Annotated in this window: 26 protein-coding genes; 22 read left to right on the forward strand and 4 right to left on the reverse strand. The window is 64.7% G+C overall.

Translation table 11 applies throughout. From position 1 onward, the window contains the following. Positions 1-9 precede the first annotated feature (9 nt). The 3 genes from RFN28_RS07735 to RFN28_RS07745 all read left to right on the forward strand — a co-directional run bounded on the left by RFN28_RS07735 (position 10) and on the right by RFN28_RS07745 (position 3,494). Entirely contained in the window at positions 10-1,296 is a 1,287-nt protein-coding gene (locus RFN28_RS07735) for a glutamate-5-semialdehyde dehydrogenase (protein WP_320286772.1), read from the forward strand. Positions 1,297-1,379: 83 nt separating this feature from the next. Beyond that, positions 1,380-1,967, forward strand: a complete 588-nt coding sequence (locus tag RFN28_RS07740) for a nicotinate-nucleotide adenylyltransferase (protein ID WP_320286804.1) — start codon at positions 1,380-1,382, stop codon at positions 1,965-1,967. A 234-nt stretch (positions 1,968-2,201) separates the two neighbouring features. Further along, the gene (locus tag RFN28_RS07745) at positions 2,202-3,494 is read left to right on the forward strand and encodes an MFS transporter (protein WP_320286773.1); all 1,293 of its coding nucleotides are present in this window, start codon (positions 2,202-2,204) and stop codon (positions 3,492-3,494) included. Positions 3,495-3,508: 14 nt separating this feature from the next. Here RFN28_RS07745 and RFN28_RS07750 read toward each other — a convergent pair whose 3' ends face one another. Beyond that, positions 3,509-4,360, reverse strand: coding sequence for a mechanosensitive ion channel family protein (locus tag RFN28_RS07750; RefSeq protein ID WP_320286774.1), 852 nt, complete (start codon positions 4,358-4,360; stop codon positions 3,509-3,511). 241 nt (positions 4,361-4,601) lie between these two features. On the opposite strand from RFN28_RS07750, the gene rsfS reads away from it, so the two are divergent. The 9 genes from rsfS (at position 4,602) to RFN28_RS07795 (ending at position 13,669) form a co-directional block, all read left to right on the forward strand. Next, complete coding sequence (rsfS, locus tag RFN28_RS07755) at positions 4,602-4,979, forward strand: ribosome silencing factor (protein WP_320286775.1); 378 nt, start codon at positions 4,602-4,604, stop codon at positions 4,977-4,979. Between the two features lie 61 nt (positions 4,980-5,040). Beyond that, on the forward strand, positions 5,041-5,523 hold the full coding sequence (rlmH, locus tag RFN28_RS07760; protein ID WP_320286776.1) for a 23S rRNA (pseudouridine(1915)-N(3))-methyltransferase RlmH: 483 nt from the start codon (positions 5,041-5,043) through the stop codon (positions 5,521-5,523). Positions 5,524-5,673: 150 nt separating this feature from the next. After that, complete coding sequence (locus RFN28_RS07765) at positions 5,674-7,008, forward strand: murein hydrolase activator EnvC family protein (protein ID WP_320286777.1); 1,335 nt, start codon at positions 5,674-5,676, stop codon at positions 7,006-7,008. A gap of 1 nt (position 7,009) precedes the next feature. Further along, positions 7,010-8,341 carry a S41 family peptidase gene (locus tag RFN28_RS07770; RefSeq protein WP_040974440.1) on the forward strand — a complete coding sequence of 444 codons (1,332 nt, stop codon included), beginning with the start codon at positions 7,010-7,012 and terminating at the stop codon, positions 8,339-8,341. Positions 8,342-8,545: 204 nt separating this feature from the next. After that, positions 8,546-9,739 (forward strand): divergent polysaccharide deacetylase family protein, encoded by a 1,194-nt coding sequence (locus RFN28_RS07775; RefSeq protein ID WP_320286778.1) that lies wholly within the window; start codon positions 8,546-8,548, stop codon positions 9,737-9,739. A gap of 45 nt (positions 9,740-9,784) precedes the next feature. Beyond that, a complete protein-coding gene (locus RFN28_RS07780; RefSeq protein WP_430677477.1) occupies positions 9,785-10,291 on the forward strand; it encodes an RNA pyrophosphohydrolase in 507 nt (168 codons plus the stop codon). A gap of 219 nt (positions 10,292-10,510) precedes the next feature. Then, positions 10,511-11,656 carry an alanine racemase gene (gene alr, locus RFN28_RS07785; protein WP_320286779.1) on the forward strand — a complete coding sequence of 382 codons (1,146 nt, stop codon included), beginning with the start codon at positions 10,511-10,513 and terminating at the stop codon, positions 11,654-11,656. A 90-nt stretch (positions 11,657-11,746) separates the two neighbouring features. Continuing rightward, positions 11,747-13,006, forward strand: a complete 1,260-nt coding sequence (locus RFN28_RS07790) for a D-amino acid dehydrogenase (RefSeq protein ID WP_320286780.1) — start codon at positions 11,747-11,749, stop codon at positions 13,004-13,006. A 90-nt stretch (positions 13,007-13,096) separates the two neighbouring features. Further along, on the forward strand, positions 13,097-13,669 hold the full coding sequence (locus RFN28_RS07795; protein ID WP_320286781.1) for a hypothetical protein: 573 nt from the start codon (positions 13,097-13,099) through the stop codon (positions 13,667-13,669). 112 nt (positions 13,670-13,781) lie between these two features. On the opposite strand, the gene RFN28_RS07800 is transcribed toward RFN28_RS07795, so the two are convergent. Then, positions 13,782-14,663: a LysR family transcriptional regulator gene (locus tag RFN28_RS07800; protein WP_320286782.1), complete on the reverse strand. Its 882-nt coding sequence runs from the start codon at positions 14,661-14,663 to the stop codon at positions 13,782-13,784. Positions 14,664-15,039: 376 nt separating this feature from the next. On the opposite strand from RFN28_RS07800, the gene RFN28_RS07805 reads away from it, so the two are divergent. From RFN28_RS07805 to RFN28_RS07815, 3 genes are all read left to right on the forward strand, one after another. Continuing rightward, entirely contained in the window at positions 15,040-16,536 is a 1,497-nt protein-coding gene (locus tag RFN28_RS07805) for a CoA-acylating methylmalonate-semialdehyde dehydrogenase (RefSeq protein WP_320286783.1), read from the forward strand. Between the two features lie 302 nt (positions 16,537-16,838). Further along, positions 16,839-17,144 carry a hypothetical protein gene (locus RFN28_RS07810; RefSeq protein WP_320286784.1) on the forward strand — a complete coding sequence of 102 codons (306 nt, stop codon included), beginning with the start codon at positions 16,839-16,841 and terminating at the stop codon, positions 17,142-17,144. Positions 17,145-17,402: 258 nt separating this feature from the next. Beyond that, entirely contained in the window at positions 17,403-17,720 is a 318-nt protein-coding gene (locus tag RFN28_RS07815) for a hypothetical protein (RefSeq protein WP_320286785.1), read from the forward strand. A gap of 91 nt (positions 17,721-17,811) precedes the next feature. Here RFN28_RS07815 and RFN28_RS07820 read toward each other — a convergent pair whose 3' ends face one another. After that, positions 17,812-18,504 (reverse strand): GntR family transcriptional regulator, encoded by a 693-nt coding sequence (locus RFN28_RS07820; RefSeq protein WP_320286786.1) that lies wholly within the window; start codon positions 18,502-18,504, stop codon positions 17,812-17,814. A 69-nt stretch (positions 18,505-18,573) separates the two neighbouring features. On the opposite strand from RFN28_RS07820, the gene RFN28_RS07825 reads away from it, so the two are divergent. The 3 genes from RFN28_RS07825 (at position 18,574) to RFN28_RS07835 (ending at position 21,861) form a co-directional block, all read left to right on the forward strand. Further along, complete coding sequence (locus RFN28_RS07825) at positions 18,574-19,467, forward strand: dihydrodipicolinate synthase family protein (protein ID WP_320286787.1); 894 nt, start codon at positions 18,574-18,576, stop codon at positions 19,465-19,467. A gap of 78 nt (positions 19,468-19,545) precedes the next feature. Beyond that, positions 19,546-20,844 (forward strand): NAD(P)/FAD-dependent oxidoreductase, encoded by a 1,299-nt coding sequence (locus RFN28_RS07830; protein ID WP_320286788.1) that lies wholly within the window; start codon positions 19,546-19,548, stop codon positions 20,842-20,844. Between the two features lie 15 nt (positions 20,845-20,859). Beyond that, the gene (locus RFN28_RS07835; protein WP_320286789.1) at positions 20,860-21,861 is read left to right on the forward strand and encodes a 4-hydroxyproline epimerase; all 1,002 of its coding nucleotides are present in this window, start codon (positions 20,860-20,862) and stop codon (positions 21,859-21,861) included. Positions 21,862-21,879: 18 nt separating this feature from the next. Here RFN28_RS07835 and RFN28_RS07840 read toward each other — a convergent pair whose 3' ends face one another. Continuing rightward, positions 21,880-22,767: a LysR substrate-binding domain-containing protein gene (locus RFN28_RS07840; RefSeq protein ID WP_320286790.1), complete on the reverse strand. Its 888-nt coding sequence runs from the start codon at positions 22,765-22,767 to the stop codon at positions 21,880-21,882. Between the two features lie 166 nt (positions 22,768-22,933). On the opposite strand from RFN28_RS07840, the gene RFN28_RS07845 reads away from it, so the two are divergent. The 4 genes from RFN28_RS07845 to RFN28_RS07860 form a co-directional block, all read left to right on the forward strand. Continuing rightward, positions 22,934-23,320 (forward strand): ectoine synthase, encoded by a 387-nt coding sequence (locus RFN28_RS07845; protein ID WP_320286791.1) that lies wholly within the window; start codon positions 22,934-22,936, stop codon positions 23,318-23,320. 416 nt (positions 23,321-23,736) lie between these two features. Further along, a complete protein-coding gene (locus tag RFN28_RS07850; RefSeq protein ID WP_320286792.1) occupies positions 23,737-24,639 on the forward strand; it encodes a branched-chain amino acid ABC transporter permease in 903 nt (300 codons plus the stop codon). Between the two features lie 5 nt (positions 24,640-24,644). Then, positions 24,645-26,072, forward strand: a complete 1,428-nt coding sequence (gene livM / locus RFN28_RS07855; protein ID WP_320286793.1) for a high-affinity branched-chain amino acid ABC transporter permease LivM — start codon at positions 24,645-24,647, stop codon at positions 26,070-26,072. Further along, on the forward strand, positions 26,072-26,495 hold a 424-nt coding region (locus tag RFN28_RS07860; protein WP_320286794.1), incomplete at its 3' end, for an ATP-binding cassette domain-containing protein. The genes livM and RFN28_RS07860, both read left to right, overlap by 1 nt.

Genomic DNA, 26,495 nt, shown 5'->3' on the forward strand with positions numbered 1-26,495 from the left:
GGATGAACCATGCTGAAGCTGCATGAAAAATCCGGCGAAGACACGGTGGCGATGATGGCCGATATCGGCCGCCGCGCCCGCGCCGCCGCCCGACCGTTGGCCGTCGCCACGACCAAGGCCAAGAACGATGCGTTGCTCGCCATGGCCGACGCCATCCTGCGCAACGAGCAGGCGATCCTCCAGGCCAACGCCATCGATATGTCGAACGGCGCGGAAGCCGGATTGTCCGCGTCCTTCATGGATCGGCTGAAGCTTAACCCCTCGCGCATCAAGGCCATGGCGGACGGCATCCGCGAGATCGCGGCGCTCAAGGATCCGGTCGGCGACGTGATCGCCGCATGGGACCGGCCGAACGGCCTCCATATCGAGCGCGTGCGCACGCCGCTCGGCGTCGTCGGCGTCATCTATGAAAGCCGCCCGAACGTCACCGCGGATGCCGGCGCGCTCTGCCTGAAGGCGGGAAATCCGGTCATCCTGCGCGGCGGCTCGGATTCGATCAATTCCTCTTCGGCGATCCATGCCTGCATGGTCGAGGGGGTGAAGGCTGCCGGCCTGCCGGAGGACGCCATCCAGTTGGTGCCGACCACCGACCGCGCCGCCGTCGGCGAGATGCTCAAAGGTTTGAGCGGCAATCTCGATGTCATCATCCCGCGCGGCGGCAAAAGCCTGGTCGGACGCGTGCAGAACGAGGCCCGCGTACCGGTCTTTGCCCATCTCGAAGGCATCTGCCATCTCTATGTCGACCGCTCGGCAAAGCTCGACATGGCGGTGAAGATCGCGGTCAACGCCAAGATGCGGCGCACCGGCGTCTGCGGCGCGGCCGAGACGCTGCTCGTCGACCGCGCGGTGGCGTCCACGCATCTGGTGCCGATCCTCCAAGCGCTGCGTGCGGCGGGTTGCGAGATTCACGCCGATACGGAAGTGATGCAGGCTTTTTCCGATGCCAGCCCGGCGACCGATGCCGACTGGGTGACGGAATATCTCGACGCCATCATCGCGGTGAAGCTGGTCGACGGCGTCGCCGGCGCGATCGAGCATATCGAGACCTTCTCCTCGCATCACACCGAGGCGATCATCGCCGAGGATCCGCAAGCGGTCGAAAGATTCTTCAACGAGATCGACTCGGCGATCCTGCTGCACAACGCCTCGACGCAATTCGCCGACGGCGGCGAGTTCGGCATGGGCGCCGAGATCGGCATCGCCACCGGCAAGATGCATGCGCGAGGACCGGTCGGTGTCGAGCAGCTGACCTCGTTCAAATACCGCGTGCGCGGGTCGGGACAGGTGAGGCCTTGACCTTTTTCGCCACCAAGGCCTGAGGGGAGGCCTGGCGAATGCTTTCCCAGCCCGAGCAGCCCGTCCCTGCGCCTTATCTTCACATGCCGCATGCCGGCAGGGGGCTGGCCGTTGGCCTGTTCGGGGGCTCGTTCAATCCGCCGCATGCCGGCCATGCGCTGGTTGCCGAGATCGCGCTGAGAAGGCTGGCTCTTGACCAGCTGTGGTGGATCGTGACGCCCGGCAATCCGCTGAAGAGCGCGCGCGAGCTGGCGCCGCTCGCCGAGCGCATCGCGCTGTCGGAAAAGATCGCCCGCAACCCGAAGATCAAGGTCACCGCCTTCGAGGCGACGCATCACGTCCGCTACACCGCCGACACGCTGGCTCTGGTCAAGGCGCGCAATCCCGGCGTCGACTTCGTCTGGATCATGGGTGCCGATTCGCTGCGCGACTTCCATCACTGGCAGCGCTGGCGCGAGATCGTGCTCACCTTCCCGATCGCGGTCATCGACCGTCCGGGCGCCACGCTCTCCTTCCTGTCGTCGGTCGTCGCCAAGACCTTCGACTATGCCCGCGTCGACGAGGGCGACGCGCCACGGCTGGCCCGCATGCGGGCGCCGGCCTGGACCTTCATCCACGGTCCGCGTTCGTCGCTCTCCTCCACCGCGATACGCAACGGGGCGAATGGGTAGGCATTTTCCTTCTCCCCCTGGGGGAGAAGGTGGATCGGCGCGCAGCGCCGAGACGGATGAGGGGTGCTCCAGCTTGACACAGGCCTCAATCACCGATGCCTCATTTCTTCCAACACCCCTCATCCGTCTTGCCGCTTCGCGGCAATCCACCTTCCCCCACAAGGGGAGAAGGGGAGCTTGGCCATGTCGCTTTTACGGCGGCTTTTCGCTCTACCGTGAGCGATGCTGGCAGGCATGCTGAAGACCAGCCGCACCACGACCGACACCGGACAGGCCGCGCCGTCGGCGCCGCTGATCGCCATTGCCAGCGTCATCGTTTCGATGGCGCTGATTGCGATCGGCAACGGGCTGATGTTCGCCTATATCCCCGTTCGTCTCGGCGCCGACGGCTTCGATCCGACCTGGGCCGGGCTGATCGTCACCGGGCTCTCTGCCGGCGGGCTCGCCGGCTGCATCCTGACCGGGCCTCTCGTCAGAAGGGTTGGCCATGCCCGAGCGTTCATGGTGCTTTCGGCGCTGATCGCGCTTTCCAATGCCGCAATCGGCGCCGGTCCTATCCCGCTGCTCTGGATCGCGGCGCGGGCGCTCTACGGCTTTGCCATATGCGGCATTTTCATCGTCGCGCAGAGCTGGCTCAACGATGCCGTGCCCAATGCGATACGCGGCCGGATCATGGCGGTGTTCTACGTTGCCTATGTCGCGGGTCTCGGCGTCGGCTACGCGACGCTCGCCACGGTCGATATACTGAGTGCAGCCGTGCCGCTCATCGGCATCACCTTCACGGCGCTCTCGATCCTACCGGTCGGCATGACGCGGCTTGCGCAGCCGCCACCGCCGCAGGCCGCTTCGGTAGCGCTCGCCCGAGCCTGGAAGATCTCGCCAGTCGGCGTCGTCGGTATGCTGGCCGTCGGCGGCCTCTCGATGAGCATTTCCGGCTTCGCGCCGATCCATGCCACCGCCAAGGGCTACAGCCAGGCGGATGTGGCGCTGCTCTTGTCGGCGATGCCGATCGGCACGTTGATCCTGCAGGTGCCGCTCGGCTGGATTTCGGACCGAACCGACAGGCGCTATGTGCTCGCGGGCGCGGCGGCGCTCGCGGTCGCCGCCAGCCTGCTTGCCATCGGCTTCGACGGCGGCGCGCTGGCCATCCTTGCGGTGATCTATCTGATCTGGGACGGGGCGTCCGAATCGATCTATTCGCTTTCCAGCGCGCATGCCGCCGACCGCGCCGGCAAGGACGAGCTGCTCGCCCTGTCGAGCTCGCTGCTCTTTGCCTGGTCGCTGTCCGGCTTCGTCGTGCCCGGCGTCGTGACGGCGCTTTCCGCCGTCTTCGGCACCGAGACCTTCATCTATGTCGGCATCTTCATCGCCTCGGCGTTCTGCCTGTTCGTGCTGTGGCGGGTGTTTGCGGCGCGGCCGGCTCCGGCAATCGCGACGGCCAGCTTCGCGCCGATGAGCGCGCAGGCGCCTCTACCCGTGGAACTCGCCTTCGCGCCGGACGATGAGCCGCGGCGAACCAACGACTGAAAATTCCGACTGCTCTACTGCTTGCGGGCTTCCGCCGTCGGCGCCTCGGGCGGCGGCAGCGGGATCGAAATGCCCTCGTTGTCAAAGGCCTGCTTGGCGCGCTTGGTCATGTCGATCTGGGTGGCGAAGTAATCGGCCGCCGACGTCCAGTAGCGCAGGGTGAGCGAAACCGTGCTCTCGCCGAGGCTCGCAACGAAGGCGATCGGCGCCGGCTCGCGCCTGATGCGCTTCTCGGCGCCGGCGATGCCAAGCAGCGTCTTCTGCCCACGGTCGATGTCGTTCCATGAACCGATGTTGAGCGTGATGTCGGTGCGGCGGACACCGTTGCGGGTGAAGTTGCGCACCGGCTGGTTCCACAGCGTCTGGTTGGGCGCCAGGATGTAGACGCCTTCCACGGTGCGCAGCTTGGTTGCGAACAGCCCGATCTCCTCGACCGTGCCGGCGATCGTGCCGACCTCGACGTTTTCGCCGATGCGGAACGGCCGCAGCGCCAAAAGCATGATGCCGGCGGCGATATTCTGCAGCGTGCCCTGGAGAGCCAGCCCGATAGCCAGGCCGACGGCGCCGATGGCGGCAATGATGGAGGCCGTCTGCACGCCGAACTGGCCGAGCACCATGATAACGACAAGGACCAGGATGCCGTAGCGGACGATCTTCGAGAAGAAATGGCGCAAGGTGGCGTCGAAGCCGTGGATGTGGCCGAGGCCGGCGAAGATCGAGCGCTCGGCAAGGCCGGCGACGAAATAGCCGACAATCAGAAGGATGACGGCGCCGATCGCCGAGAAGGAGTAAGAGACGATCAGCGTGCTGAGCTGCGCAAGTCCGGCCTGAACGGTGAGAAATGCGTTTTGCGGGTCGGTCGGCATGAATGAAGTCCCCGATGGTCGATGAGCCGATAACCCGTGCCAAGCGCAAAGGGTTCCGATTTTTCCGGGACTACGGAACCTGCCGAAGCGGACCGCGTTGGCGCAGGCAGGGTGCCCGTCTTGAAACTGCAACGGAACTCTGCCTATCTAAGTGGTGTCACCTGATTTGCTGGGTGATTTGGTTGTTCTTATTGGGAAAGGAAACACACTGAGAACAGCACTGCGGAAGAAGGCCGATATCGTGCCTTCGCCGGCCGGGATCAGCGGAAGCGATGCTGCCTCCCTCGCCATCAACACAGTCCTTGCCAGTCTGGAAGACTCCAAGGCCGAAAACATCGTCTCAATCGACATCCAGGGTAAATCGAGCCTCGGCGACTATATGGTCATCGCGTCGGGCCGATCGCACCGTCATGTCTCGGCTGTCGCCGATCATCTTCTCAAGGCGCTCAAGGATGCCGGCCTCGGCATGGCGCGCGTCGAGGGGCTGGCCAGCGCCGACTGGGTCCTGATCGATTCGGGCGACATCATCGTCCACGTCTTCCGTCCCGAAGTCCGCGAGTTCTACAATCTCGAGAAGATGTGGCAGGCGCCGGACCTCGAGGAAGAGACCTTGCACTAAGCCATATCGCCTGCCGCGACCGGTCCGGTCCGGCACCGATCGAGGGCTCGCCGGGGCGAGGATGAAGATTGCCATTCATGCCGTGGGCCGGATGAAGACCGGCCCCGAGAGAGAACTCGCCGACCGCTATTTCGAGCGCTTCGCCAGGAGCGGGCCCGCGATCGGGCTGGAATTTGCCGGCATCGTCGAGACTCCCGAGAGCCGTGGACAGAGCGCCGACGAGCGCCGACGCGAGGAGGGCCAGAAGCTTGAAGCCCAATTGCAGCCTGGCACGGTGCTGATCCTGCTCGACGAGCGCGGCAAGGCGCTGTCATCGGAGGATCTGGCCGCCCGCATCGGCCAGTTGCGAGACGGTGGCCGCAAGGCGATGGTCATCGCGATCGGCGGCGCCGACGGTCACGACAAATCGCTGCGCGAAAAGGCCGATCTGGTGCTGTCGTTCGGAGCGCTGACCTGGCCGCATCAGCTGGTGCGCGTCATGCTCGGCGAGCAGCTTTACCGGGTGGCGACGATCCTGTCCGGCCATCCCTACCACCGCGCATGAGCCGTTGTTCGCCGGATCCGCGCCGAAAGCCGGGGATCGCGGCTTCTTGCCCGGATTTCCGCCCCAATGACACGCCATCGTGAACGAGCGTGGGTCCTTCCAACATGGTTGATGGTTCGTTAACGAAGCGGCGATTAGAGTCGAGGCCTGATGTCTGAAGGCTGGAATTCGAGAATGCGCGCCTGGCGCGGCCGCTGCGGCTTGACCCTTGTCGCCGCGCTCATTGCGCTCGGGCCGGCGCGGGCGACGGAAAACACACTCGATGTCGCGCCCGATCCCGACCGGAGCCGGGCCGAATACGAGCAGGTTTCCAAGGAAATCACCTTGTCGTCCGAGCGGCTGGCGAAGCTCGCCGCCGATGTCGCGACGGTCAAGAAGGACCATGCCTCGATCAGCGCGGCGCTCATCCAGTCGGCCATGACCGAGCAGAAGCTCGGCCAGGACATCGAGGACATCGGCGCCAAGCTGGAAGGGCTGAAGGCGGAGGAAGAGAAGCTGCGCTCGTCATTGCTCGCGCGCCGCGACGTGCTTGCCGAAGTGCTCGGCGCGCTGCAGCGCATGGGGCTCAATCCGCCGCCCGCGATCCTGGTCAAGCCGGAGGATGCGTTGTCGTCGGTGCGCAGCGCCATCCTGCTCGGCGCCGTGGTGCCGGAGTTGCGCCAGCAAACCGAGAGGCTGATGGCCGACCTCAAGGAGCAGACCCGGGTGACGGCGTCGATCGAGGCCGAACGGGCGCGACTCGCCGCCGCCGTCACCGAGCAGACGGCGGAAAAGAAGCGGCTCACCATGCTGCTCGAGGCCAAACAGAAGCTGCAGGCCGACACGGAGACGGCTTTGGCCGCCGAGCAGCAGCACTCGCAGCAACTGGCGGCCAAGGCCAGCAGCCTCAAGGACCTGATCGCCTCGCTCGAAGCCGAAAAGGCGCGCAAGGCGGTCGAGCAGGCCAAGGCGGCGGAGCGGAAATCGACGGACAGCGATACGACGGCGTCCACGGCGGAGCCCGCTCCGCCGGCGGTTCCAGAGGGCAACCGTCTGACCGCTTCCGCGCCGTTCGCGGCACTGCAGGGCCAGATCGCGCTGCCGGTCATCGGTAAGATCAAACGGCGCTTCGGCACCGACGACGGCAACGGCCAGATGATGCAAGGCGACATGGTTGCGACACAATCGGGAGCCATCGTCACCGCACCGGCGGATGGAAACGTACTTTATGCGGGGCCGTTTCGCTCCTATGGTCAACTCTTGATCCTCAATGCGGGCGACGGGTATCATGTCGTTCTGGCGGGGATGAGCAGAATCAGCGTCGCGACCGGACAGTCGGTGCTCGCAGGAGAACCGATCGGCGCGATGGGAGAGGCCCGGGTGGCAAGCACCTCGGCCTCGCAGAATGGAAATGCGGCGCTGGAACTCTATGTGGAGTTCCGCAAGGATGGAAAACCCGTCGATCCGGCACCCTGGTGGGCGGACCGATTTTCTGGAAGGACGTGAAATGATGCGGAAATTGTCGCTTCTGTTTGCCGGCGCGCTGATGGGCGCATCGGCAATGAGCCTGGTCTACGGCGCACCCGGCTCGGCGGCGAACGCTGCGGGTTCCGAAACCTACAAGCAGCTGGCAATCTTCGGCGACATCTTCGAGCGCGTGCGCGCGCAGTATGTGACGCCGCCGGATGACAAGTCGCTCGTCGAGAACGCCATCAACGGCATGCTCGCCTCGCTCGACCCGCACTCCTCCTATATGAATGCCGAGCAGGCGCAGGATATGCGCGTGCAGACCAAGGGCGAGTTCGGCGGCCTCGGCATCGAGGTCACCATGGAGAACGACCTCGTCAAGGTGATCACACCGATCGACGACACGCCGGCCGCCAAAGCGGGCGTGCTTGCGGGCGACTACATCGCCAAGATCGACGGCGAAGAAGTGCGCGGCCTGACCCTCAACGACGCCGTCGAGAAGATGCGCGGCCCGGTCAACACGCCGATCAAGCTCACGATCCTGCGCCAGGGTGCCGACAAGCCGATCGAACTGACGGTGGTGCGCGACATCATCAAGGTCAAGGCGGTGAAGTACCGGGTCGAGAACGACGTCGGCTACATGAAGATCACCTCCTTCACCGAGAAGACCTATGACGATCTCGAGAATGCCATCGAGAACATCAAGAAGCAGGTGCCGAACGACAAGCTGAAGGGCTATGTCCTCGATCTGCGCCTCAACCCGGGCGGCCTGCTCGATCAGGCGGTGAGCGTGTCGGATGCCTTCCTGAAGCGCGGCGAGATCGTTTCGACCCGCGGTCGTGATCCAAAGGACGTCACCCGCTTCGACGCCAAGCCGAAGCAGAACGACGACATCGGCGGCAAGCCCTTGATCGTGCTGGTCAACGGCGGCTCGGCGAGCGCGTCCGAGATCGTCGCCGGCGCGCTGCAGGATCTGCGCCGTGCCACCGTGGTCGGCTCGCAGTCCTTCGGCAAGGGCTCGGTGCAGACCATCATCCCGCTCGGCGAGAATGGCGCGCTCAGGCTCACCACGGCGCTCTATTACACGCCGTCCGGCAAGTCGATCCAGGGCAAGGGCATCACGCCCGACATCAAGGTCGAGCAGCCGCTGCCGCCGGACCTGCAGGGCAGGGACCTGACCCGCGGCGAATCCGACCTCAAGGGCCACATCAAGGGCGCCGACGAGAGCGCCACCGGCTCGGGCTCGGCCGCCTATGTGCCGCCGGAGCCGAAGGACGATCTGCAGCTGATCTATGCCGAACAGCTGCTGCGCGGCCAAAAGACCGACCCGTCCTTCCCGCCGAACCCGGACAAGGCCGTGCTGAACCAGTAAGGGCGGGATGGCCGGAGCATATCGCTCTGGCCGACCGACCGAAGCGATGCGATGCTGCCGGGACCGCGAGGTTCCGGCAGTTTGATTCGGGGATCGCGGCAGGGGCGGCATATGTCTGGGGTATCGTGCCGGCGATCGCGAAGTGTTCGCGACATGTCACGAAAAACGTGACCTCACCTGAGGGCGTGCTTCCGGGGAAACAACTTGGCTGACATCGGCAAGGACATCGACCGCCCGCTCGGACAGACGATCCGGCACCAGCGCCCCGGCGCGCGCGGCATCAGCGCCGGCACGCTTGTCGCCGCTCTCGCCGTCCTCGCCGTGATCGGCGTTTCCGGTGCGATCGCCTTGCGTGAAAAACCTTTTCGCAAGCCGGAAGAGATAGCCGTTTCGACGCCGAAGGTGACCGTGGCGCCAACGCCCGCGCCGGCCGCGGCGCCGACGCCGGCTGCTGCGGCAACGGCGAGCCCGAATGTGAGCACGCCAATGAAGAGCGGCGGCCCGCAGATCATCCATGTCCAGACAGAAGAGGGAGACGGCCCGCCAAAGGCAGGGATTGTCATCCGCGATCCTTCCTCGCTCAGCCAGAATTTCAAGGTCGCGCATATCCCGGACCGGGCGCTGATCGAGGCGAGCGACAGTGGTCCGCTGCCGATCCGCTCCGCCGACGGCAGGCGGCCGTTCGATGTCTATGCGCGGCCATGGTCCGGCGCGCGCGGTGCGCGTGTGGCGATCGTCATCGGCGGGCTCGCCGTCTCGCAGACCGGCACGCAGGCGGCGATCGCCAAATTGCCGGCCGAAGTGACGCTGGCCTTCGCGCCGCAGGGCAACAGCATCGACCGCTGGATGAAGGCGGCCCGGCAGGGCGGACATGAGATCGTCATGCAGATACCGCTCGAGCCGTTCGACTATCCGAACGTCAGTCCGGGGCGCAACACGCTGACGGTCTCGGCGAGCGCGGATGAGAACCTGAAGAGCCTGTACTGGGCGCTGTCCAGGACGACCAACTATACCGGGGTCATGAACTATATGGGCGCGCGGTTTTCGGCCGACGCAAACGCGATGGGACCGTTCATGGCCGAGCTCGGCAAGCGCGGCCTTGCCTATGTCGACGACGGCTCGTCGGCGCGGAGCCTGGCGCCCGACCTTGCGCTGAAGGACGGCGTGCCGTTCGTCGCCGGCGACATGGCGATCGACGCGGTGCAGGATCGCGGCGAGATCTTGAAGAAGCTGGACAGTCTGGAAGCCACGGCACGGGCCAAGGGCAGCGCCGTCGGCATCGGCTCGGCCTTCGATATCACCGTCGACACGGTGGCGTCCTGGGTTGCCGAGGCGAAGAAGCGCGGCATCGAGATCGTGCCGATCTCGGCTGTGGCCATAGATCCCCAAAAAGGCTAGCCATCGGCTTTTCGCCGATGCCGGATTACAGGAATATCCAAGAAAATGATCGATCCCGAGACGCTGCCTTACCGCCCCTGTGTCGGCCTGATGATCCTCAACCGCGCCGGGCTGGTCTGGGTCGGGCACCGCATTCCCGAACCGGACAGCGAGTTTTCCGGCACGACCAAACTCTGGCAGATGCCGCAGGGCGGCATCGACAAGGGCGAGGAGCCGCTCGCGGCCGCGGAGCGGGAGCTTTACGAGGAAACCGGCATGCGCAGCGTCTCGCTGCTTGCCGAAGCGCCGCGCTGGATCAACTACGATTTGCCGCCGCATCTGGTCGGCGTCGCCTTCAAGGGCCGCTATCGCGGCCAGACGCAGAAATGGTTCGCATACCGCTTCGAGGGCGACGAGAGCGAGATCCAGATCAACCCGCCGCCGGGCGATCACAAGGCCGAATTCGATCAATGGGCGTGGCGGTCGATGCAGGAGCTGCCCGACCTCATAGTGCCGTTCAAGCGCCAGGTGTACGAGCAGGTGGTGGCGGCCTTCCAGCATCTGGCCTGTTGATATTCAGGTGAGGCCGGCCTGCAGATGGCGGCTTCCTGCGCTTCCGGTGCTCACGTACTTCAAGTACGCTCCGCTCCGGTTCTCGGAATCCACCATCTTCGACTCGGCCTGACCTGAATATAAACAGGCCAGAGCGGTGCAGCATTGGTTGAGCCGCCACGGTTGCCGTGCCGGCACCGGCGTCCTAATGATTGCCTTTGATGCAATGAGGGGGTCGCCATGAATGACGACACCGGACACGGTTTCCCGGCTGCACACTGCGCCGGCGGTTCGACGGTCAGCGAAGCGGCGGCCGGCGCGATCCTGACCATCGATCTCGGCGCCATCCGTGAGAACTACCGGCGGCTCAAGGCGCGGCTGGCGGGCGTGCGCTGCGCCGGCGTGCTCAAGGCCGATGGCTATGGTCTCGGCGCCGCGCCGGTGGCAGCGGCGCTGATCAAGGAGGGCTGCGATATCTTCTTTGTCGCGCTGCTCGGCGAGGGCATCGCGCTGCGCAAGTCGGTCGGGCCGGGGTCTGATATCTTTGTTCTCAACGGCCTACCTCCGGGCTCGGAATCGGAAGCGGTCGCGGCCGCACTTCATCCCGTCGTCAACAGCGCCGCCCAACTGAAGGCGTGGCGCGAAACGGCGCGGGCCAGCGGTCGAACGCTGCAGGCCGCCATCCAGGTCGACAGCGGCATGTCGCGGCTCGGCATGCCGCCGGCCGAAGTCGAGGCGCTCTCGAAGGAAGCTTTCGACGGCATCGACATCCGCTACGTGATGAGCCATCTCGCCTGCGCGGACGAGACGCGCAATCCGGCGAACGAAGAACAGCGGCTGGCGTTCGAACGGCTGCGCAGGATGCTGCCGGCGGCGCCCGCCTCGCTCGCCAATTCGTCGGGCATTTTCCTTGGCGCGCCCTATCATTACGATCTCGCCCGGCCGGGCGCCGCGCTCTACGGCATCAACCCGACGCCGGGCGAGGCCAACCCGATGCTGCCGGTGGTGCGGCTGCAGGCAAAGGTGGCGCAAACGCGCAGCGTCGGAGAAGGCGCCGGCGTCGGCTATGGCCACACTTACCATGCGCGCGGACCGCTCAGGCTGGCGACGATCTCGTTCGGCTATGCCGACGGCTGGCACCGGCGCGCGGCTTCGGCCGCCTGGTTCGAGGGCATGCGGCTGCCCTTCGTCGGGCGCGTATCGATGGATTCGATCGTCCTCGATATTTCAGCGCTTGCGGCGGGCAGGCTGGGCGAGGGCGACCTCGTCGAGCTCATCGGCCCGTCGCAAAGCGTCGACGACGCCGCCGGCCACGCCGGCACCATCGGCTACGAAATCCTGACCAGCCTGGGTGCGCGCTTTCACCGCCGCTACATCGGCGCGTAACCGCCCTACTTGGCGGGCGCAACAAAATCCGGCAGACAGATGAAAGGGCCAACGCTGTCAGGCGTTCGGCCGGCTTTGAGGGAGCATCGAATGAAAGTCCTGGTGTTGGGCGGCGGCGTGATCGGGGTCACCACCGCCTACTTCCTTGCCGAGGCCGGCCATGAAGTCACGGTGATCGACCGGCAGCAGGGGCCGGCGCTGGAGACCAGCTTCGCCAATGCCGGCGAAGTGTCGCCCGGCTATGCTTCGCCATGGGCCGGGCCCGGCATCCCGGTCAAGGCGGTCAAATGGCTCTTGATGAAATACGGTCCGCTGGTGGTGCGGCCGGCCTTCGACCCGCATATGTGGGCGTGGCTCATCAAGATGCTACGCAACTGCACGGCCGAGCGCTATGCGCTCAACAAGTCGCGCATGGTGCCGGTCGCCGAGTACAGCCGCGACACACTGAAGGCGCTGCGCGCGGCGACCGGGATCACCTATGACGAGCGGGCCAAGGGCACGCTGCAGCTCTTCCGCAAGCAGAAGCAGCTCGACGGCACCGGCGACGATGTCGAGGTGCTGAAGAAATACGGCGTTCCCTATGAGATCCTCGACCGGGACGGTTGCATCGCGGCCGAGCCAGCGCTGGCCGGTGTGCGCGAGAAGTTCGTCGGCGGGCTGAGGCTGCCCGGCGACGAGACCGGTGACTGCAAGATGTTCACCGACAAGCTTGCCGCGCTCTGCGTGGAGCGCGGCGTCACCTTCGAATACGGCACGACGATCCGGCGCGTCGTGAGGAACCGCAACCGGGTCGCCAATGTCGCCACAGACAAGGGCTGGCGGGTGGCTGATGCCTATGTGATGGCGATGGGCAGCTATTCGGCTCAGCTCATGCGCAAGCTCAAGCGGCCTATCCCGGTCTATCCGGTCAAGGGCTATTCGATCACCGTGCCGATCACCACCGTCGAGGCGGCGCCGGTGTCGACCGTCATGGACGAGACCTACAAGGTGGCGATCACTAGGCTCGGCGACCGCATCCGCGTCGGCGGCACCGCGGAGATTTCCGGCTTCGACCTTCGCCTGCATGAATCGCGCCGCCGCACGCTCGAGCACTCGGTCGGCGATCTTTTCCCGGGCGGCGGCGATCTCAAGGCGGCAAGCTTCTGGTGCGGCTTGCGGCCGATGACACCGGACGGGCCGCCGCTGGTCGGGCGCAGCGAGCTGTCCAACCTCTATCTCAACACCGGCCACGGCACGCTGGGCTGGACCATGGCCTGCGGCTCGGCCAAGGTGCTTGCCGACATCATCTCCAACCGGGTGCCGGAGATCAACGCGCTCGACCTCAGCCCGGACCGGTACGTCAAAGCTTGAAGCGCGTTGCGGCGAAAACGACTAAGGCGACGCGCTTTAAGGTGTCGAAGCGCCGGTTGTGCTATCGTCGGCTGTGGCGGGGACGTTTTGATGCGCCCATTTCTTTTGATCGCGATCGGATATCTGCTCTGCGCCTCGGCCGCGCTTGCCGCGGACAAGACCGTTCACGACAAGGAGCATGGTTTCTCGCTCACCTATCCCGAGGAATGGACGAGCGAAACCACGTTCAGCGACACCATGCGGCTCAAGGTCAAATCCGGCGCAAAGGGCCTGACCTGCAGGGTGTCGGAAAACTTCTACGATCCGACCGCCCCGGACAATCCGCCCGATCCCAGGGCCTTCGCCCAGAAGGACTGGTCGCTGGACAACTGGCAGACACTGATCGGCTCCGCCTTTGGTTCGGCCAGTTTCAGCAAGGACAGGCTGGCGCATTTTCCGGACGGCTATCCGGTGCGGATAGCCGACATGGATTTTCGGCTCAGCGATGGCAACGCCAGCTTCTACGGCCATGCCAAGATCGCGATTTCGATACGCAGCGACCGCTATGGCTTCGTCACCTGCGGGCTGATGGGCGACAGCGCCGACGAAACCGCGCGGATGTGGGCGCCGCTCGCCGATGAAGCCGAAAAGGTCGTGAACTCGTTCGTGCTGGATCCGCCCTGAAAACGGATCTAAAGCGCGTCGCGATCTTTCAGATTCGCTCCATGCGCTTTAGGTTTTTGATTTTACGCATGTCTTTATCCCGAAACCGGTTCCCACTTTCGGGAGACATGCTTTAAACGAACAAGCCCTTCTCCCGCTCCACGGCCCTGGTGATGAAATTGGCGACGAGCTGGACGCGGCGCAGCGGCCGCACCGACTCGTGATAGACCAGCCAGTAGGCGCGGCGGATGGGCCTGACGATGTCGACTGGCAGCAGCTCCGGCATCGAGCGGGCAACGAAAGTATGCAGGATGCCGATGCCGGCGCCGGAGCGAACCGCTTCCGCCTGGCCGAGCGCGGAGGAGATGGCGAAGCTCGATCGCCAGTCCGGGCTGAACTCGGCGGCGTAGTCGAGCGAGGGGCTGACGATGAGGTCGGGCACATAGCCGATCAGCGTGTGGCGACCGAGCTCGGCCGCGATCTTCGGCAGGCCATTGGCTTCCGCATAGGCGCGGGAGGCGAACAGGCCGAGCGTGTAGTCGACCAGCTTGCCCGCCACCAATCGCCCCTCCGTCGGCCGCTCGACGGTGATCGCGATGTCGGCCTCGCGCCGCGACAGCGAGAAGGAGCGCGGCACCGGCACCAGCTGAATGGTGAGCTCGCGATGAAGCGCGGTGATCTCGCCGAGCCGCTTGGCGAGGAAAGCGACGCCGAAGCCGTCGGGCGCGCCGATGCGCACCGTGCCGGAGACATCGTCGCCTTCGCCGGCGATGGTCGAGCGCGCGGCGATCATGTCGCTTTCCATGCGCTCGGCAATGTCGAGGAAGCGCTGGCCGGCCGGCGTCAGCTCGCTGCCGGTGGTCAGGCGGCGGAACAGCTTTGTGCGCAGCGCCTCCTCAAGCGCGGCGATGCGGCGCGAGACGGTGGCATGGTTGAGCTCCAGGCGCTTCGCTGCGCCGAGAATCTGCCCGGCGCGCGCCACGGCGAGGAAGACGCGGACGTCATCCCAGTTCATGGGGATGATCCGAATTACTCGCAAAGGCCGCGTTCCCGCCCACCCCCCGCTGGCCTGCCGGCCATCTCCCCCGCAACGGGGGAGGTTGGCAGCTTCCTTGACGGCGCCTCTCTTCGAGCGCTGGTGACAGGCGAAAGCGGACGTGACGTCCGATCTCCCCCCTTGCGGGGGAGATGTCCGGCAGGACAGAGGGGGGTGTGAAGGAATGCAAGCCTCTACTCCTTTAAGCGTCCAGGCCGTACCGGCCATTTGCGGCAATTAATGCACTGCTTCCAGCGGTTGTCTATTTTTTGCACAACGGTTGCGATCTTCCTCGCGTTGCCATCGTCGCCGCAAAGGCGGACAATGCCTCATCACCAGAACAGGGAGAGAAGCCATGATCGAATACGGTCATTTCATCGGCGGCAAGCGTGTCGCCGGCACCAGCGGTCGCAAGCAGGATGTGATGCAGCCGATGGACGGCACCGTGCGCGCCACGGTGGCGCTCGCCTCGGCGCAGGAACTGCGCGCCGCGGTCGAGAACGCTAAGGCCGCGCAGCTCAAGTGGGGAGCCACCAACCCGCAGCGCCGCGTGCGCGTGCTGATGAAGTTTCTCGAACTGGTCCAGCGCGACTATGACGAGCTGGCCGACATCCTGGCGCGCGAGCATGGCAAGACCATTGCCGACGCGCGGGGTGACATCCAGCGCGGCCTCGAAGTGGTCGAGGTCTGCATCGGCGCGCCGCATATGATGAAGGGCGAGTTCACCGACGGCGCCGGCCCCGGCATCGACACCTATTCGATGCGCCAGCCGCTCGGCGTCGTCGCCGGCATCACGCCGTTCAACTTCCCGGCCATGATCCCGCTGTGGAAGATCGCGCCGGCGATCGCCTGCGGCAACGCCTTCATCCTGAAGCCTTCGGAGCGCGATCCGGGTGTGCCGATCCGCATCGCCGAGCTGTTCATCGAGGCTGGCCTGCCGGAAGGCGTGCTGAATGTCGTCAACGGCGACAAGGAAGTGGTCGATGCCATCCTCGACGATCCGGACATCAAGGCCGTCGGCTTCGTCGGCTCGACGCCGATCGCTCAGTACATCTATGCGCGCGGCTGCGCGGCGGGAAAACGCGTGCAGTGCTTCGGCGGCGCCAAGAACCACATGATCATCATGCCCGACGCCGACATGGACCAGACTGTCGACGCCCTGGTCGGCGCCGGCTACGGCTCTGCGGGCGAGCGCTGCATGGCGATCTCGGTGGCCGTGCCAGTTGGCAACGATACCGCCAACCGGCTGATGGAAAAGCTGGTGCCGCGCGTCGAGAGCCTGAAGGTCGGTCCGTCGACGGATTCTTCCGCCGATTTCGGCCCGCTGGTGACGGCGCAGGCGCTCGAGCGCGTCAAGGGCTATGTCGACCTCGGGGTCAAGGAGGGCGCCAAGCTGGTCGTCGACGGCCGCGGCTTCAAGATGCAGGGCTACGAGAACGGCTACTATATGGGCGGCTGCCTGTTCGACAACGTGACGGCGGACATGCGCATCTACAAGGAAGAGATCTTCGGGCCGGTGCTGTCGGTGGTGCGCGCCCCGACCTATGAGAACGCCCTCAAGCTCGCCAACGACCACGAGATGGGCAACGGCGTCGCCATCTTCACCCGCGACGGCGACGCCGCGCGTGACTTTGCTTCCAGGGTCCAGGTCGGCATGGTCGGCATCAATGTGCCGATCCCGGTGCCGATCGCCTACTACACCTTCGGCGGCTGGAAGGCCTCGTCCTTCGGCGATCTCAACCAGCATGGGCCGGACGCGTTCCGCTTCTACACCAAGACCAAGACGGTCACCTCGCGCTGGCCGTCCGGTATCAAGAACGGCGCTGAATTCGTCATCCCGACGATGAACTAGCCGGACGGTTTTCTTGTTTGCGCGTCCTCGCCACTTCGTGGCTGCGGGCGCGCGGCGAGGCATCAAGGACGGCGCGGAATTCGCCATCCCGACGATGAACTGATCCAGCGCAGATCGACATAAAGGGCCCGGTGCGTACCGGGCCTTTTTGCGTTTCGATCGCCAAGTCCGTCTACCAAAACGCCGACGCAATGGAACCAACAGGCCACCATCCGCCTTAGGCTGTATCCTGCAGAGCATGCAGGCCAATCAAACAGCGCCGGTTGCAGCCGGGGTTCTCGTCTGGCGCGAGGAGGTGTCAGATGACACGATTTCTTATGGCGGCGATGTTCCTTGCGGCGGCTGCGGTGTTCGGCGGTGCCGTCCAGGCCAACGCGGCCGCGCAATGCGCACCGCGCGCCGACATCATCAAGGCGCTTGGCGACAGGTTCCACGAAAGCGAAGCCGGGCGCGGGCTGATCAATCCGAACGTGGTGCTCGAGATCTTTGTGTCCGACCAAGGCAGTTGGACAGTGCTTGCCTCCGACACCAAGGGGCAGAGCTGCATCCTGTCCGTAGGCGAAGGCTGGGACAGTCCTTCGATCACGGCGCGCATGCCGGGTGCCTGACACCCAGAGCCCGGCGAAGCGTCGAAGCCCTTGCGGTCGAGCGTTAACTGAAACCACGCGATCGCCGCAACGCCCGCTTGTTTAGCGGGCGTTGCTTCACCATATCGAATCCGGGGAGTCATAAATCTCCCTGCGACAGACCGGAAACCAGAAGGAGTGACGTGATGAAAACGTCGAATCCGGCCTGGAGCGTTCCGGCATACTGAGGCGGCCGAATGTGCCTCCCTTGCCGGAATGCGAAGGCGAAGGAGGTGCCACATGGCACGCTTATCTTCTTTTCGATGGATCAGGCTTGCGGTGGTCGGCATTGCGATGGCGTTGCCGGCATTCCCCGCGCGGGCGCAAATCATATGCGGCGTCCATGACATCTTGGTCGCAAGGCTGGCGGCGACATTCGAGGAGAAGCGGCTCGGTTACGGCGTGGCCGGACAGGTCGCCATCTTCGAGGTATTCGTCTCGGCAGGCGGAACCTGGACCATCCTGATGACCGACGTGAAAGGCCAAGCCTGCATCCTGGCCGCCGGTGACGGATGGGAAGACACGCTTGCCACCACGATTGGTCAGTCCGGCGGATGACCGCCCAAGCAATTCCAGGAAAAGCGTGCAACGGTTTTCCGTCCGGAATTGCGTAAAACAAATAGTTGGAGCAAGCGCTGAACCGCTCCGGTCAGCGCGTCGCGGCCGCCTCGGCGTGGCCGCGCAGCAGTGCCATCAGTTTCTTGGCGTCCCTGGCGGCGGCTTCCTCGTCGCCGTCGAGGATCGAGCGGATCAGCGCAACATGGTGCTCGGCCGATTCTGCGAGGCCGGTATCTGCCTTGTAGCGGAACCAGAAACGGCGGCTGTGCGTCTGCAGGGGGGCGGCCACGCGCGCCGCGAACGGATTGTCGGCGGCGATCGCCAGCGCTTCGTCGAGCGCCTTGTCGGCTTGGATGAAGGCAAGCACGTTGCCGGAGATCACCGCCTTCTGCATAGCAAGGGCGGCTTCGTGAAAAAGGTCCGCAGCTTCGCGCGTGACGAAGCGGGCGGCTGAGCGGGCAAGCACCACCTCGACACCGCGCCTGGCGTCAAGCACACGCAACCAGTCGCCGGGGTGAAGCGGCGCGACCGCGATGCCGGCGCGGGGCCTCACGTCCAGCAGGCCTTCCCAGGCCAGCCTCTGGATCGCCTCGCGCACCGGGGTGCGGCCGAAGCCTAGGCGCTCGATCAGCGCGCCCTCGGTGACGAAGCTCGAAGGCGCCAGCTCGAGGGTCACGATCATGTGCTCCAGCACACGATAGGCCTTGGTCGCAACCGGCTCGAAGGCCGCGCTCGTCTCGATGGATATCAATTGGCAGCTCCTGATATATTTTTCATATATCATAGCAGATTCAGCGTTGACAGCCCGCTTCTTAATAAATATACGGCTGATATATCAGATGGAGACATAGCCATGTGGGCCGGAGTTTTCCCCGCAGTCACGACCAAGTTCACGACGGACGACCGCCTCGACCATGCCGAGATGGAGCGCTGCTTTTCCCTGCAGATGGACGCCGGCTGCGACGGCATCATCGTCTGCGGCTCGCTCGGCGAGGGGCCGATGCTGTCGCATGACGAGAAGATCGATGTGCTGAAGACGGCGCAGAAGGTGGCCGACAAGAAGCCGGTGCTTCTGACCGTCAACGAGCCCGGCACGCGCGAGGCGGCAAGCATCGCCCGCCGCGCCGCCAAGGAAGGCGCCAACGGCCTGATGGTGGTGCCGAGCCCGATCTACCACACCAATCCCGAAGAGACGGTCGCAGCGCTGCGCGCCGTCGCGGAGGCCGGCGACCTGCCGGTCATGATCTACTCCAACCGGCTCGCCTACCGCGTCGACGTCACCGTCGACCTGATGGAGGAGCTGGCGTCGGACAAGCGCTTCGTCGCCATCAAGGAATCTTCAGACGACATCCGCCGCTCGACCGAGATCATCAACCGTCTCGGCGACCGCTACGATCTCTTCACCGGCGTTGACAACCTCGCCTTCGAGGCGCTGTCGGTCGGCGCCATCGGCTGGGTGGCCGGCCTGGTGACCGCCTTCCCGCGCGAGACGGTCGCCATCCATCAGCTGATGAAGCAAGGCCGCCGCGAGGAGGCGCTGAAGATCTACCGCTGGTTCCGGCCCTTGCTCGATCTCGATGTCTCGACCTATCTGGTGCAGAACATCAAGCTTGCAGAAGTGTTCGCCATTCAGACCAACGACCGCGTGCGCATGCCGCGCCAGCCGCTGTCGGGCGAGCGCCGCAAGGCGGTGGAAAAGACCGTCAAGGATGCGCTGGCCGCGCGGCCGGAACTGCCGGCGTTTTGATAGCTTTCTTCTCCCCGTTCACGGGGAGAAGATGGCGGCAGCCAGACGAGGGGCAGCGCCAGCGTGCAAGGACATACCATGACTGAAGAGGGGCGCCGCCCCGCATACACCCTTCAGACACCTTCTCCCCGTGAACGGGGAGAAGGTGAAGATGTCGCCATCATCGGTGGCGGCATCATCGGCATCTGCGCCGCGGCCTTTCTTGCCGAGGCGGGCCGCAATGTTACCGTCTTCGACCGCACCGGCATCTGCGAGGAGACGAGCTCCGGCAACGCGGCCGCCTTTGCCTTCTCCGATGTGCTGCCATTGGCGCATAAGGGCATGATCAGGCAATTGCCGAAATGGCTCGCCGACCCGCTCGGGCCGCTCGCCATCCCGCCCGCCTATCTGCCGAAGCTGCTTCCCTGGCTGATCCGCTTCTGGCGTGCGGGCGCCGCGAAGCATTTCGAGGCGAGCCTTGCGGCGCAGGCCGGCATGATGAAGCTCGCCGAGGCCGAATGGATGGGCCTGCTCGACCGCTCCGGCACGCGGCCGATGCTGCGCGAGGAAGGCTCGCTGGAGCTCTACGAGAGCGCGGCCGAGTTCCGCGCCTCCCTGTCCGGCTGGCGTGCGCGAGAGCGCTTCGGCATCGGCTTCCGCCATGTCGAGGGCGAGGAGATGGCGGCGCTGCAGCCGGGTCTTGCGCCGCGCTTCGTCAAGGGCACCTTCGTGCCGGGCTGGAAGACGGTCGCCGATCCGAAGCTGCTCGGCCAAGCGGTCTGGGCCTATGCGGAACGGCTCGGCGCCCGCTTCGAGCATGCGCGCATCGAGCGCGTTGAAGCCGGCGCGGATGGTGCTGCGATCGCGCTTCCAGACGGCACGGCCCGGAAAGCGAAGCAGCTCGTCATCGCCGCCGGCGCCTGGTCGCATCTGCTTGCCAGAAATCTTGGCGAGCGCATCCCGCTCGAGACCGAGCGCGGCTACAACACGACGCTGCCGGTCTCGGCCTTCGACGTGAAGCGCCAACTGATCTTTTCCGGGCACGGCTTCGTCATCACGCCGCTGGAAACGGGTCTGCGCGTCGGCGGCGCGGTCGAACTCGGCGGCATCGAGCGTCCGCCGAACTATGCCCGCTCGAAGGCGATGCTGGAAAAAGCAAAACGGTTCCTGCCGGGCCTCGACCCCTCGGGCGGGCGCGAATGGATGGGTTTCCGCCCGTCGCTGCCGGATTCGCTGCCGGTCATCGGTGCGGCGCGCGCACCGAACGTCTTCTACGCTTTCGGCCACGGCCATCTCGGCCTGACTCAGGCGGCGGCGACCGGCCGCTTGATCCGCGATCTCGTTATCGGGCAGACTCCGCCGCTCGATCTCACCCCTTTCCGTCCGCAACGGTTCTGACAGCAAGAGAGCGCCATGGCCAAGAAATCCTTCTTCTGCATCGACGGCCACACCTGCGGCAATCCGGTCAGGCTGGTCGCCGGCGGCGGGCCGCTGCTTCATGGCGCGACGATGATGGAACGGCGCGCGCATTTCCTTGCCGAGTATGACTGGATCCGCACCGGCCTGATGTTCGAGCCGCGCGGCCATGACGTGATGTCGGGCTCGATCCTCTACCCGCCGACTCGCGGGGATTGCGACATCGCCATTCTCTTCATCGAGACCTCCGGCTGCCTGCCGATGTGCGGCCACGGCACGATCGGCACGGTCACGATGGCGATCGAGCACGGGCTGGTGAAGCCGAAGACGCCGGGCGTGCTCAGGCTCGATACCCCGGCCGGCCTAGTCGTCGCCGAGTACAAGCAGGTCGGCGAATATGTCGAGGAAGTGCGCATCACCAACGTGCCGTCCTTCCTCTACGCCGAAGGGCTGACGGTGGAGTGTCCCGTGCTTGGCGAGATCAGCGTCGACGTCGCCTATGGCGGCAACTTCTACGCCATCGTCGAGCCGCAGAAGAACTACCGTGACATGGCCGACTATTCGGCCGCCGACCTCATCGCCTGGAGCCCGGTAGTGCGCCAGCGCCTCAACGAGAAATATTCATTCGTGCACCCCGAGAACCCGGGCATCAACAGGCTGTCGCACATGCTGTGGACCGGCAAGCCGAGAGATGCCGAGGCCGATGCGCGCAACGCCGTCTTCTACGGCGACAAGGCGATCGACCGCTCGCCCTGCGGCACCGGCACATCGGCGCGCATGGCGCAGCTCCACGCCAAGGGCAAGCTCAAGGCGGGCGACGGCTTCGTGCATGAATCGATTATCGGCTCGCTGTTCAAGGGCAGGGTCGAGAAGGAGGTCAGCGTGGCCGGCAAGCCGGCGATCATCCCCTCGATCGGCGGCTGGGCGCGCATGACCGGACTGAACACCATCTTCATCGACGACCGCGATCCGTTCGCGCATGGATTCATCGTCACCTGATCGCTCCCGGTCGAGGCGTCAGGCTGCTTCGACGTCCGCCGAAACCTGATCGCAAAACCAGCCGGCAAATGTGGTCTCGGCGGCCGAGGGCTGCGCCGACATGGTGAGATAGTAACCTTTGTCCTTGTCGGTCGCTATGTCGGAGACGACAACGAGATCGCCGCGTCGCAATTCCTCACGGAAAACCTGGATCGGGCAAAGGGCGACGCCGTGGCCGGCGATGACGGCGGTCGCCAGTATGTTGAAATCCGCAAAGACGGGCCCGTTGCCGACATCGACTCCGGCCATGCCGGCCTGCGAGAACCACTCGCGCCAGCCCTGCCGGGTCTCATCATGCAAAAGGTCTGCCGCGGCAATGTCCGCCGGCGTGCCAAGCCAGCCTTTGCGGGCCAGGTAATGCGGGCTGCAGGCGGGCTGGCTGACGCGGGAAAAGAGCTTCAGGCTGGTGGCCCTCGGAGACGGATCCGCGCCGAGCGTGATCAGGATGTCGTTGTCGTCGTCCTCGAGCCGGTCTTCGGCTTTCGCATAGGCGACGCGGATCGCAATCTCGGGGTGATGGGCAGCAAAGTCCGGCAGGCGTGGAACCAGCCACCGGCTGGCAATCGATGGAATGCAACCCACCGAGATCGACGCGACGACCGCGTTCCTGCGAATACGCCGGCAGGCAGCCGCGAGGTCGGAGAGCGCTGCGCTGGCCGAGTCCTGGAGAGCCAGTCCGGCGTCGGTCAGGCGAACCTTGCGGGCATCCCTGTGGAACAAGGGCACCCCGAGCCATTCTTCCAGTCGTCTGATCTGATGGCTGATCGCTGGATGGGTAACGTGCAGCTCCTCGCCGGCGGCCGAGAAGCTGAGATGGCGCGCGGCGGCTTCGAAAGCGCGAATGGCGTTCAGCGGCAAATAGTCCATCTGTAAATTTTTCTAATGCGTTGGGCGAAAATCGGTCATTTGAACTTGGCTGTCGCTTACGACATCTCTTGACCCGGTTTCGAAAAAATAGCGCATCGAACCCGCAAAAACCATACCAATCCGGGAGCGTTGTCGCTCTCGCCACAACGCACAAGAAAGAGATGCCATGTTCACCAGGCTATTGACCGATGTAGAAAAAACTGACTTCTTCGTCGATTGGGGGAATGGCACGAGCCACCGGCTGCTCACCCAGCGAGACGGCATGGGATTCACCGTCTGTCATACGGTCGTGCGTGCCGGCAGCGAGTCGCGGCTTCAGTACCGGCGGCATCTGGAGGCCTGCTACTGCATTTCCGGCAGCGGCGAAGTCGAGGATATGTCCGGCGCGGTTCATCGCATCGAACCCGGCACGATCTACGTTCTCGATGCCCATGACGATCACTACCTGCGCGCCGATGCGGCCGGCGACATGGTGCTGGTCAGCGTCTTCAATCCGCCGCTCCAGGGCACGGAACGGCATGCTCTCAACGGGGACGGAGGCTCTGCCTACTGACGCTTCGGCTCCGGAGAAACGCTTCATTGGCGAGGCGAATATTCGCGGCGTCGCCTCGCTGTCGCATGACCGTCACATTGAGCAGAATCCTGATCCCGCGGAATGTGCGGGCCGGCAAAATCGAGCGCCCCCGTCGACGCAAGGAATCTCCTCATCAATTTATTTTGACGGCGATTTCTTCGAAACGACGCGCATGATACGGCTGAATCGTCAAAGACATTGCGTTGTGCCAATGATAGGGTCCGCGATAGTCCAGGGGCCGGGTGCGAAAAAACGGGCAATCGGGCGTCGTGCTTCCAAACCACGCGTGGCGATTGAAAAATCACGTTGCAATCCGGGCTCGAAACTTTACGACTAGGGGCAATACGAAAAGGAATGCGTCCCGAAGGGCGACATTCCAGGGGAGCCGCATAAATATGCAGTACTTCGTCCAGCAGCTTATCAACGGGCTGACGCTGGGATCTATCTACGGGCTGATCGCGATCGGCTACACGATGGTCTACGGCATCATCGGCATGATCAATTTCGCCCATGGCGACATCTTCATGGTCGGCGCCTTCGCGGCCCTGATCGTCTTCCTGATCCTCGGCGCGATGTTCTATTCGGTGCCGGTGGTGGTGGCGCTCCTGATCATGATGATCGTGGGCATGCTGCTTACCAGCCTCTACAACTGGACGATCGAGAAGGTGGCCTACCGGCCGCTGCGCGGCTCCTTCCGTCTGGCGCCGCTGATCACCGCCATCGGCATGTCGATCGTGCTGTCCAACTTCGTGCAGGTCACGCAAGGCCCGCGCAATAAGCCGATCCCGCCGCTGGTCAGCCAGGTCTACACGGTCGACGGCATCAGCGTCTCGCTGAAGCAGATCATTATCGTGCTGGTGACCGCGGCGCTGCTGGTCATCTTCTGGTACCTCGTCAACAGGACGGCGCTGGGGCGGGCGCAGCGCGCCTGCGAGCAGGACCGCAAGATGGCGGCGCTGCTTGGCATCGACGTCGACCGCACTATCTCCATCACCTTCATCATGGGCGCGGCGCTTGCCGCGGTCGCGGGCACGCTGTTCCTGATGTATTATGGCGTCGTGGTGTTTTCCGACGGCTTCGTGCCGGGCGTGAAGGCTTTTACCGCGGCGGTGCTCGGCGGCATCGGCTCGCTGCCGGGCGCGGTGCTCGGCGGGCTTTTGATCGGCTTCATCGAGAGCATGTGGTCGGCCTATTTCTCGATCGACTACAAGGACGTTGCCGCCTTCTCGATCCTGGCGATTGTGCTCATCTTCCTGCCCTCCGGCATACTGGGCCGGCCTGAAGTCGAAAAGGTCTGATCCTCATGGCCGTCACCGTGTCTCCGGAGCGCGACGTGGTCGCTCCTCCCTTGCAGCGGGCTTTGCGCGAAGCGTTCTATGCCGGCGCCATTGCGCTCGGCTTGTTCGTGCTGTTCATCGGCTTGAGAACCGACCAGAACATCAACAACGAGCTGATCCTGGTACAGCGCTGGGTCCTGCTTGCCGCAGTGGTGATCGCCGTCGCCGCCGGCCGCTTCCTCTATGTCGCCTACGCGCTTCCCGCGATCGAACGGTCCAGGGCCGAGAAGGCTAAAGCGCCCGCAGCCGTCGCGGCCGAGCCGGGCTTTGTGCGGCGCAACTTCAACAGGATTGGCGTCACGGTGCTGATCGCCTATCCAGTCGTGATGGTCCTGGCATTCGGCTTCCAGGGCTCGCTCAAATGGGTCGACAATTTCGGCATCCAGATTTTGATCTATGTGATGCTGGCCTGGGGCTTGAACATCGTCGTCGGGCTGGCCGGCCTGCTCGACCTCGGTTACGTCGCCTTCTACGCTGTCGGCGCCTATGCCTATGCGCTGCTCGGCACCCATTTCGGCCTGTCGTTCTGGATCCTGCTGCCGACCGCAGGCTGTATGGCCGCCTTCTGGGGCGTCATGCTCGGCTTCCCGGTGCTGAGACTGCGCGGCGACTACCTGGCGATCGTGACGCTCGCCTTTGGCGAGATCATCCGCCTGGTGCTGATCAACTGGCGTGAGGTGACCAACGGCTCGGCCGGCGTTTCCGGCATTCCGAAGGTGTCATTCTTCGGCCTGATGTCGTTCAACGTCTCGGACCCGAATTACATCGCCAAAGTGCTGCACATCACCCAGTCTGGCGCCTATTACAAGATCTTCCTCTATTACCTGATCCTGGGGCTTTGCTTCCTCACCGCCTTCGTCACCATCAGGCTTCGCCGCCTGCCGGTGGGCCGGGCCTGGGAAGCGCTGCGCGAGGACGAGATCGCCTGCCGCTCGCTCGGCATCAACACCACCACCACCAAGCTGACGGCGTTCGCCACCGGCGCCATGTTCGGCGGCTTCGCCGGCGCGTTCTTCGCGGCCCGGCAAGGCTTCGTCAGTCCCGAGTCCTTCGTCTTCCTGGAATCGGCGATCATCCTGGCCATCGTGGTGCTGGGTGGCATGGGCTCGCTCGGCGGCATCGCGGTGGCGGCGATGGTTATGATCGGCGGCACCGAGATCCTGCGCGAGCTCGACTTCCTCAAGACGGGCCTGCACTGGGGTAACATGACGATCATTCCGGGCTTCGGCCCCGACTTCACGCCGGAACTCTACCGCATGCTGCTGTTCGGCATGGCCATGGTCATCGTCATGCTGTGGAAACCGCGCGGCTTCGTCGGCAGCCGAGAGCCGACCGCCTTCCTCAAGGAGCGAAGAGCGGTCTCAGGCTCCTTTACCAAGGAGGGCCACGGCTGATGGACGCGACCCCCTCGACGAATGACTTCATCCTGCAGGTTGAGCACCTGTCGATGAAGTTCGGCGGCCTGGTCGCCATCGGCGACCTGTCCTTCCAGGCCAGGCGCGGCGAGATCACCGCGCTGATCGGCCCAAACGGCGCCGGCAAGACGACGGTGTTCAACTGCATCACCGGCTTCTACAAACCGACCGAAGGCATGATCACGCTGAACAAGCGCAACGGCTCGACCTATCTCCTCGAGCGCCTGCCCAACCACGAGATCCCGGCGCGCGCCAAGGTGGCGCGCACCTTCCAGAACGTCCGCCTGTTCTCAGGCATGACGCTGCTCGAAAACCTTTTGGTCGCCCAGCACAACAAGCTGATGAAGGCCTCCGGCTACACCTTCCTCGGCCTGTTCGGCTTCCCGACCTATCGCCAGGCGT

Source organism: Mesorhizobium album (assembly GCF_033977205.1).
In the GTDB taxonomy this organism is placed as follows: Bacteria; Pseudomonadota; Alphaproteobacteria; order Rhizobiales; family Rhizobiaceae; genus Mesorhizobium; species Mesorhizobium album.

What these genes read in the sequence shown, in the direction of transcription:
- RFN28_RS07835 (WP_320286789.1), top strand. Translation starts at nt 20,860, where the DNA reads ATGGCCAAGAAATCCTTCTTCTGCATCGACGGCCACACCTGCGGCAAT.
- RFN28_RS07815 (WP_320286785.1), top strand. Translation starts at nt 17,403, where the DNA reads ATGGCACGCTTATCTTCTTTTCGATGGATCAGGCTTGCGGTGGTCGGC.
- RFN28_RS07765 (WP_320286777.1), top strand. Translation starts at nt 5,674, where the DNA reads ATGTCTGAAGGCTGGAATTCGAGAATGCGCGCCTGGCGCGGCCGCTGC.
- RFN28_RS07820 (WP_320286786.1), bottom strand. Translation starts at nt 18,504, where the DNA reads ATGATATATGAAAAATATATCAGGAGCTGCCAATTGATATCCATCGAG.
- RFN28_RS07750 (WP_320286774.1), bottom strand. Translation starts at nt 4,360, where the DNA reads ATGCCGACCGACCCGCAAAACGCATTTCTCACCGTTCAGGCCGGACTT.
- RFN28_RS07745 (WP_320286773.1), top strand. Translation starts at nt 2,202, where the DNA reads ATGCTGAAGACCAGCCGCACCACGACCGACACCGGACAGGCCGCGCCG.
- RFN28_RS07830 (WP_320286788.1), top strand. Translation starts at nt 19,546, where the DNA reads ATGACTGAAGAGGGGCGCCGCCCCGCATACACCCTTCAGACACCTTCT.
- RFN28_RS07770 (WP_040974440.1), top strand. Translation starts at nt 7,010, where the DNA reads ATGATGCGGAAATTGTCGCTTCTGTTTGCCGGCGCGCTGATGGGCGCA.
- RFN28_RS07740 (WP_320286804.1), top strand. Translation starts at nt 1,380, where the DNA reads ATGCCGCATGCCGGCAGGGGGCTGGCCGTTGGCCTGTTCGGGGGCTCG.
- RFN28_RS07850 (WP_320286792.1), top strand. Translation starts at nt 23,737, where the DNA reads ATGCAGTACTTCGTCCAGCAGCTTATCAACGGGCTGACGCTGGGATCT.
- RFN28_RS07805 (WP_320286783.1), top strand. Translation starts at nt 15,040, where the DNA reads ATGATCGAATACGGTCATTTCATCGGCGGCAAGCGTGTCGCCGGCACC.
- rlmH (WP_320286776.1), top strand. Translation starts at nt 5,041, where the DNA reads ATGAAGATTGCCATTCATGCCGTGGGCCGGATGAAGACCGGCCCCGAG.
- RFN28_RS07845 (WP_320286791.1), top strand. Translation starts at nt 22,934, where the DNA reads ATGTTCACCAGGCTATTGACCGATGTAGAAAAAACTGACTTCTTCGTC.
- RFN28_RS07800 (WP_320286782.1), bottom strand. Translation starts at nt 14,663, where the DNA reads ATGAACTGGGATGACGTCCGCGTCTTCCTCGCCGTGGCGCGCGCCGGG.
- RFN28_RS07790 (WP_320286780.1), top strand. Translation starts at nt 11,747, where the DNA reads ATGAAAGTCCTGGTGTTGGGCGGCGGCGTGATCGGGGTCACCACCGCC.
- RFN28_RS07795 (WP_320286781.1), top strand. Translation starts at nt 13,097, where the DNA reads ATGCGCCCATTTCTTTTGATCGCGATCGGATATCTGCTCTGCGCCTCG.
- livM (WP_320286793.1), top strand. Translation starts at nt 24,645, where the DNA reads ATGGCCGTCACCGTGTCTCCGGAGCGCGACGTGGTCGCTCCTCCCTTG.
- RFN28_RS07780 (WP_430677477.1), top strand. Translation starts at nt 9,785, where the DNA reads ATGATCGATCCCGAGACGCTGCCTTACCGCCCCTGTGTCGGCCTGATG.
- alr (WP_320286779.1), top strand. Translation starts at nt 10,511, where the DNA reads ATGAATGACGACACCGGACACGGTTTCCCGGCTGCACACTGCGCCGGC.
- RFN28_RS07810 (WP_320286784.1), top strand. Translation starts at nt 16,839, where the DNA reads ATGACACGATTTCTTATGGCGGCGATGTTCCTTGCGGCGGCTGCGGTG.
- RFN28_RS07825 (WP_320286787.1), top strand. Translation starts at nt 18,574, where the DNA reads ATGTGGGCCGGAGTTTTCCCCGCAGTCACGACCAAGTTCACGACGGAC.
- RFN28_RS07840 (WP_320286790.1), bottom strand. Translation starts at nt 22,767, where the DNA reads ATGGACTATTTGCCGCTGAACGCCATTCGCGCTTTCGAAGCCGCCGCG.
- RFN28_RS07735 (WP_320286772.1), top strand. Translation starts at nt 10, where the DNA reads ATGCTGAAGCTGCATGAAAAATCCGGCGAAGACACGGTGGCGATGATG.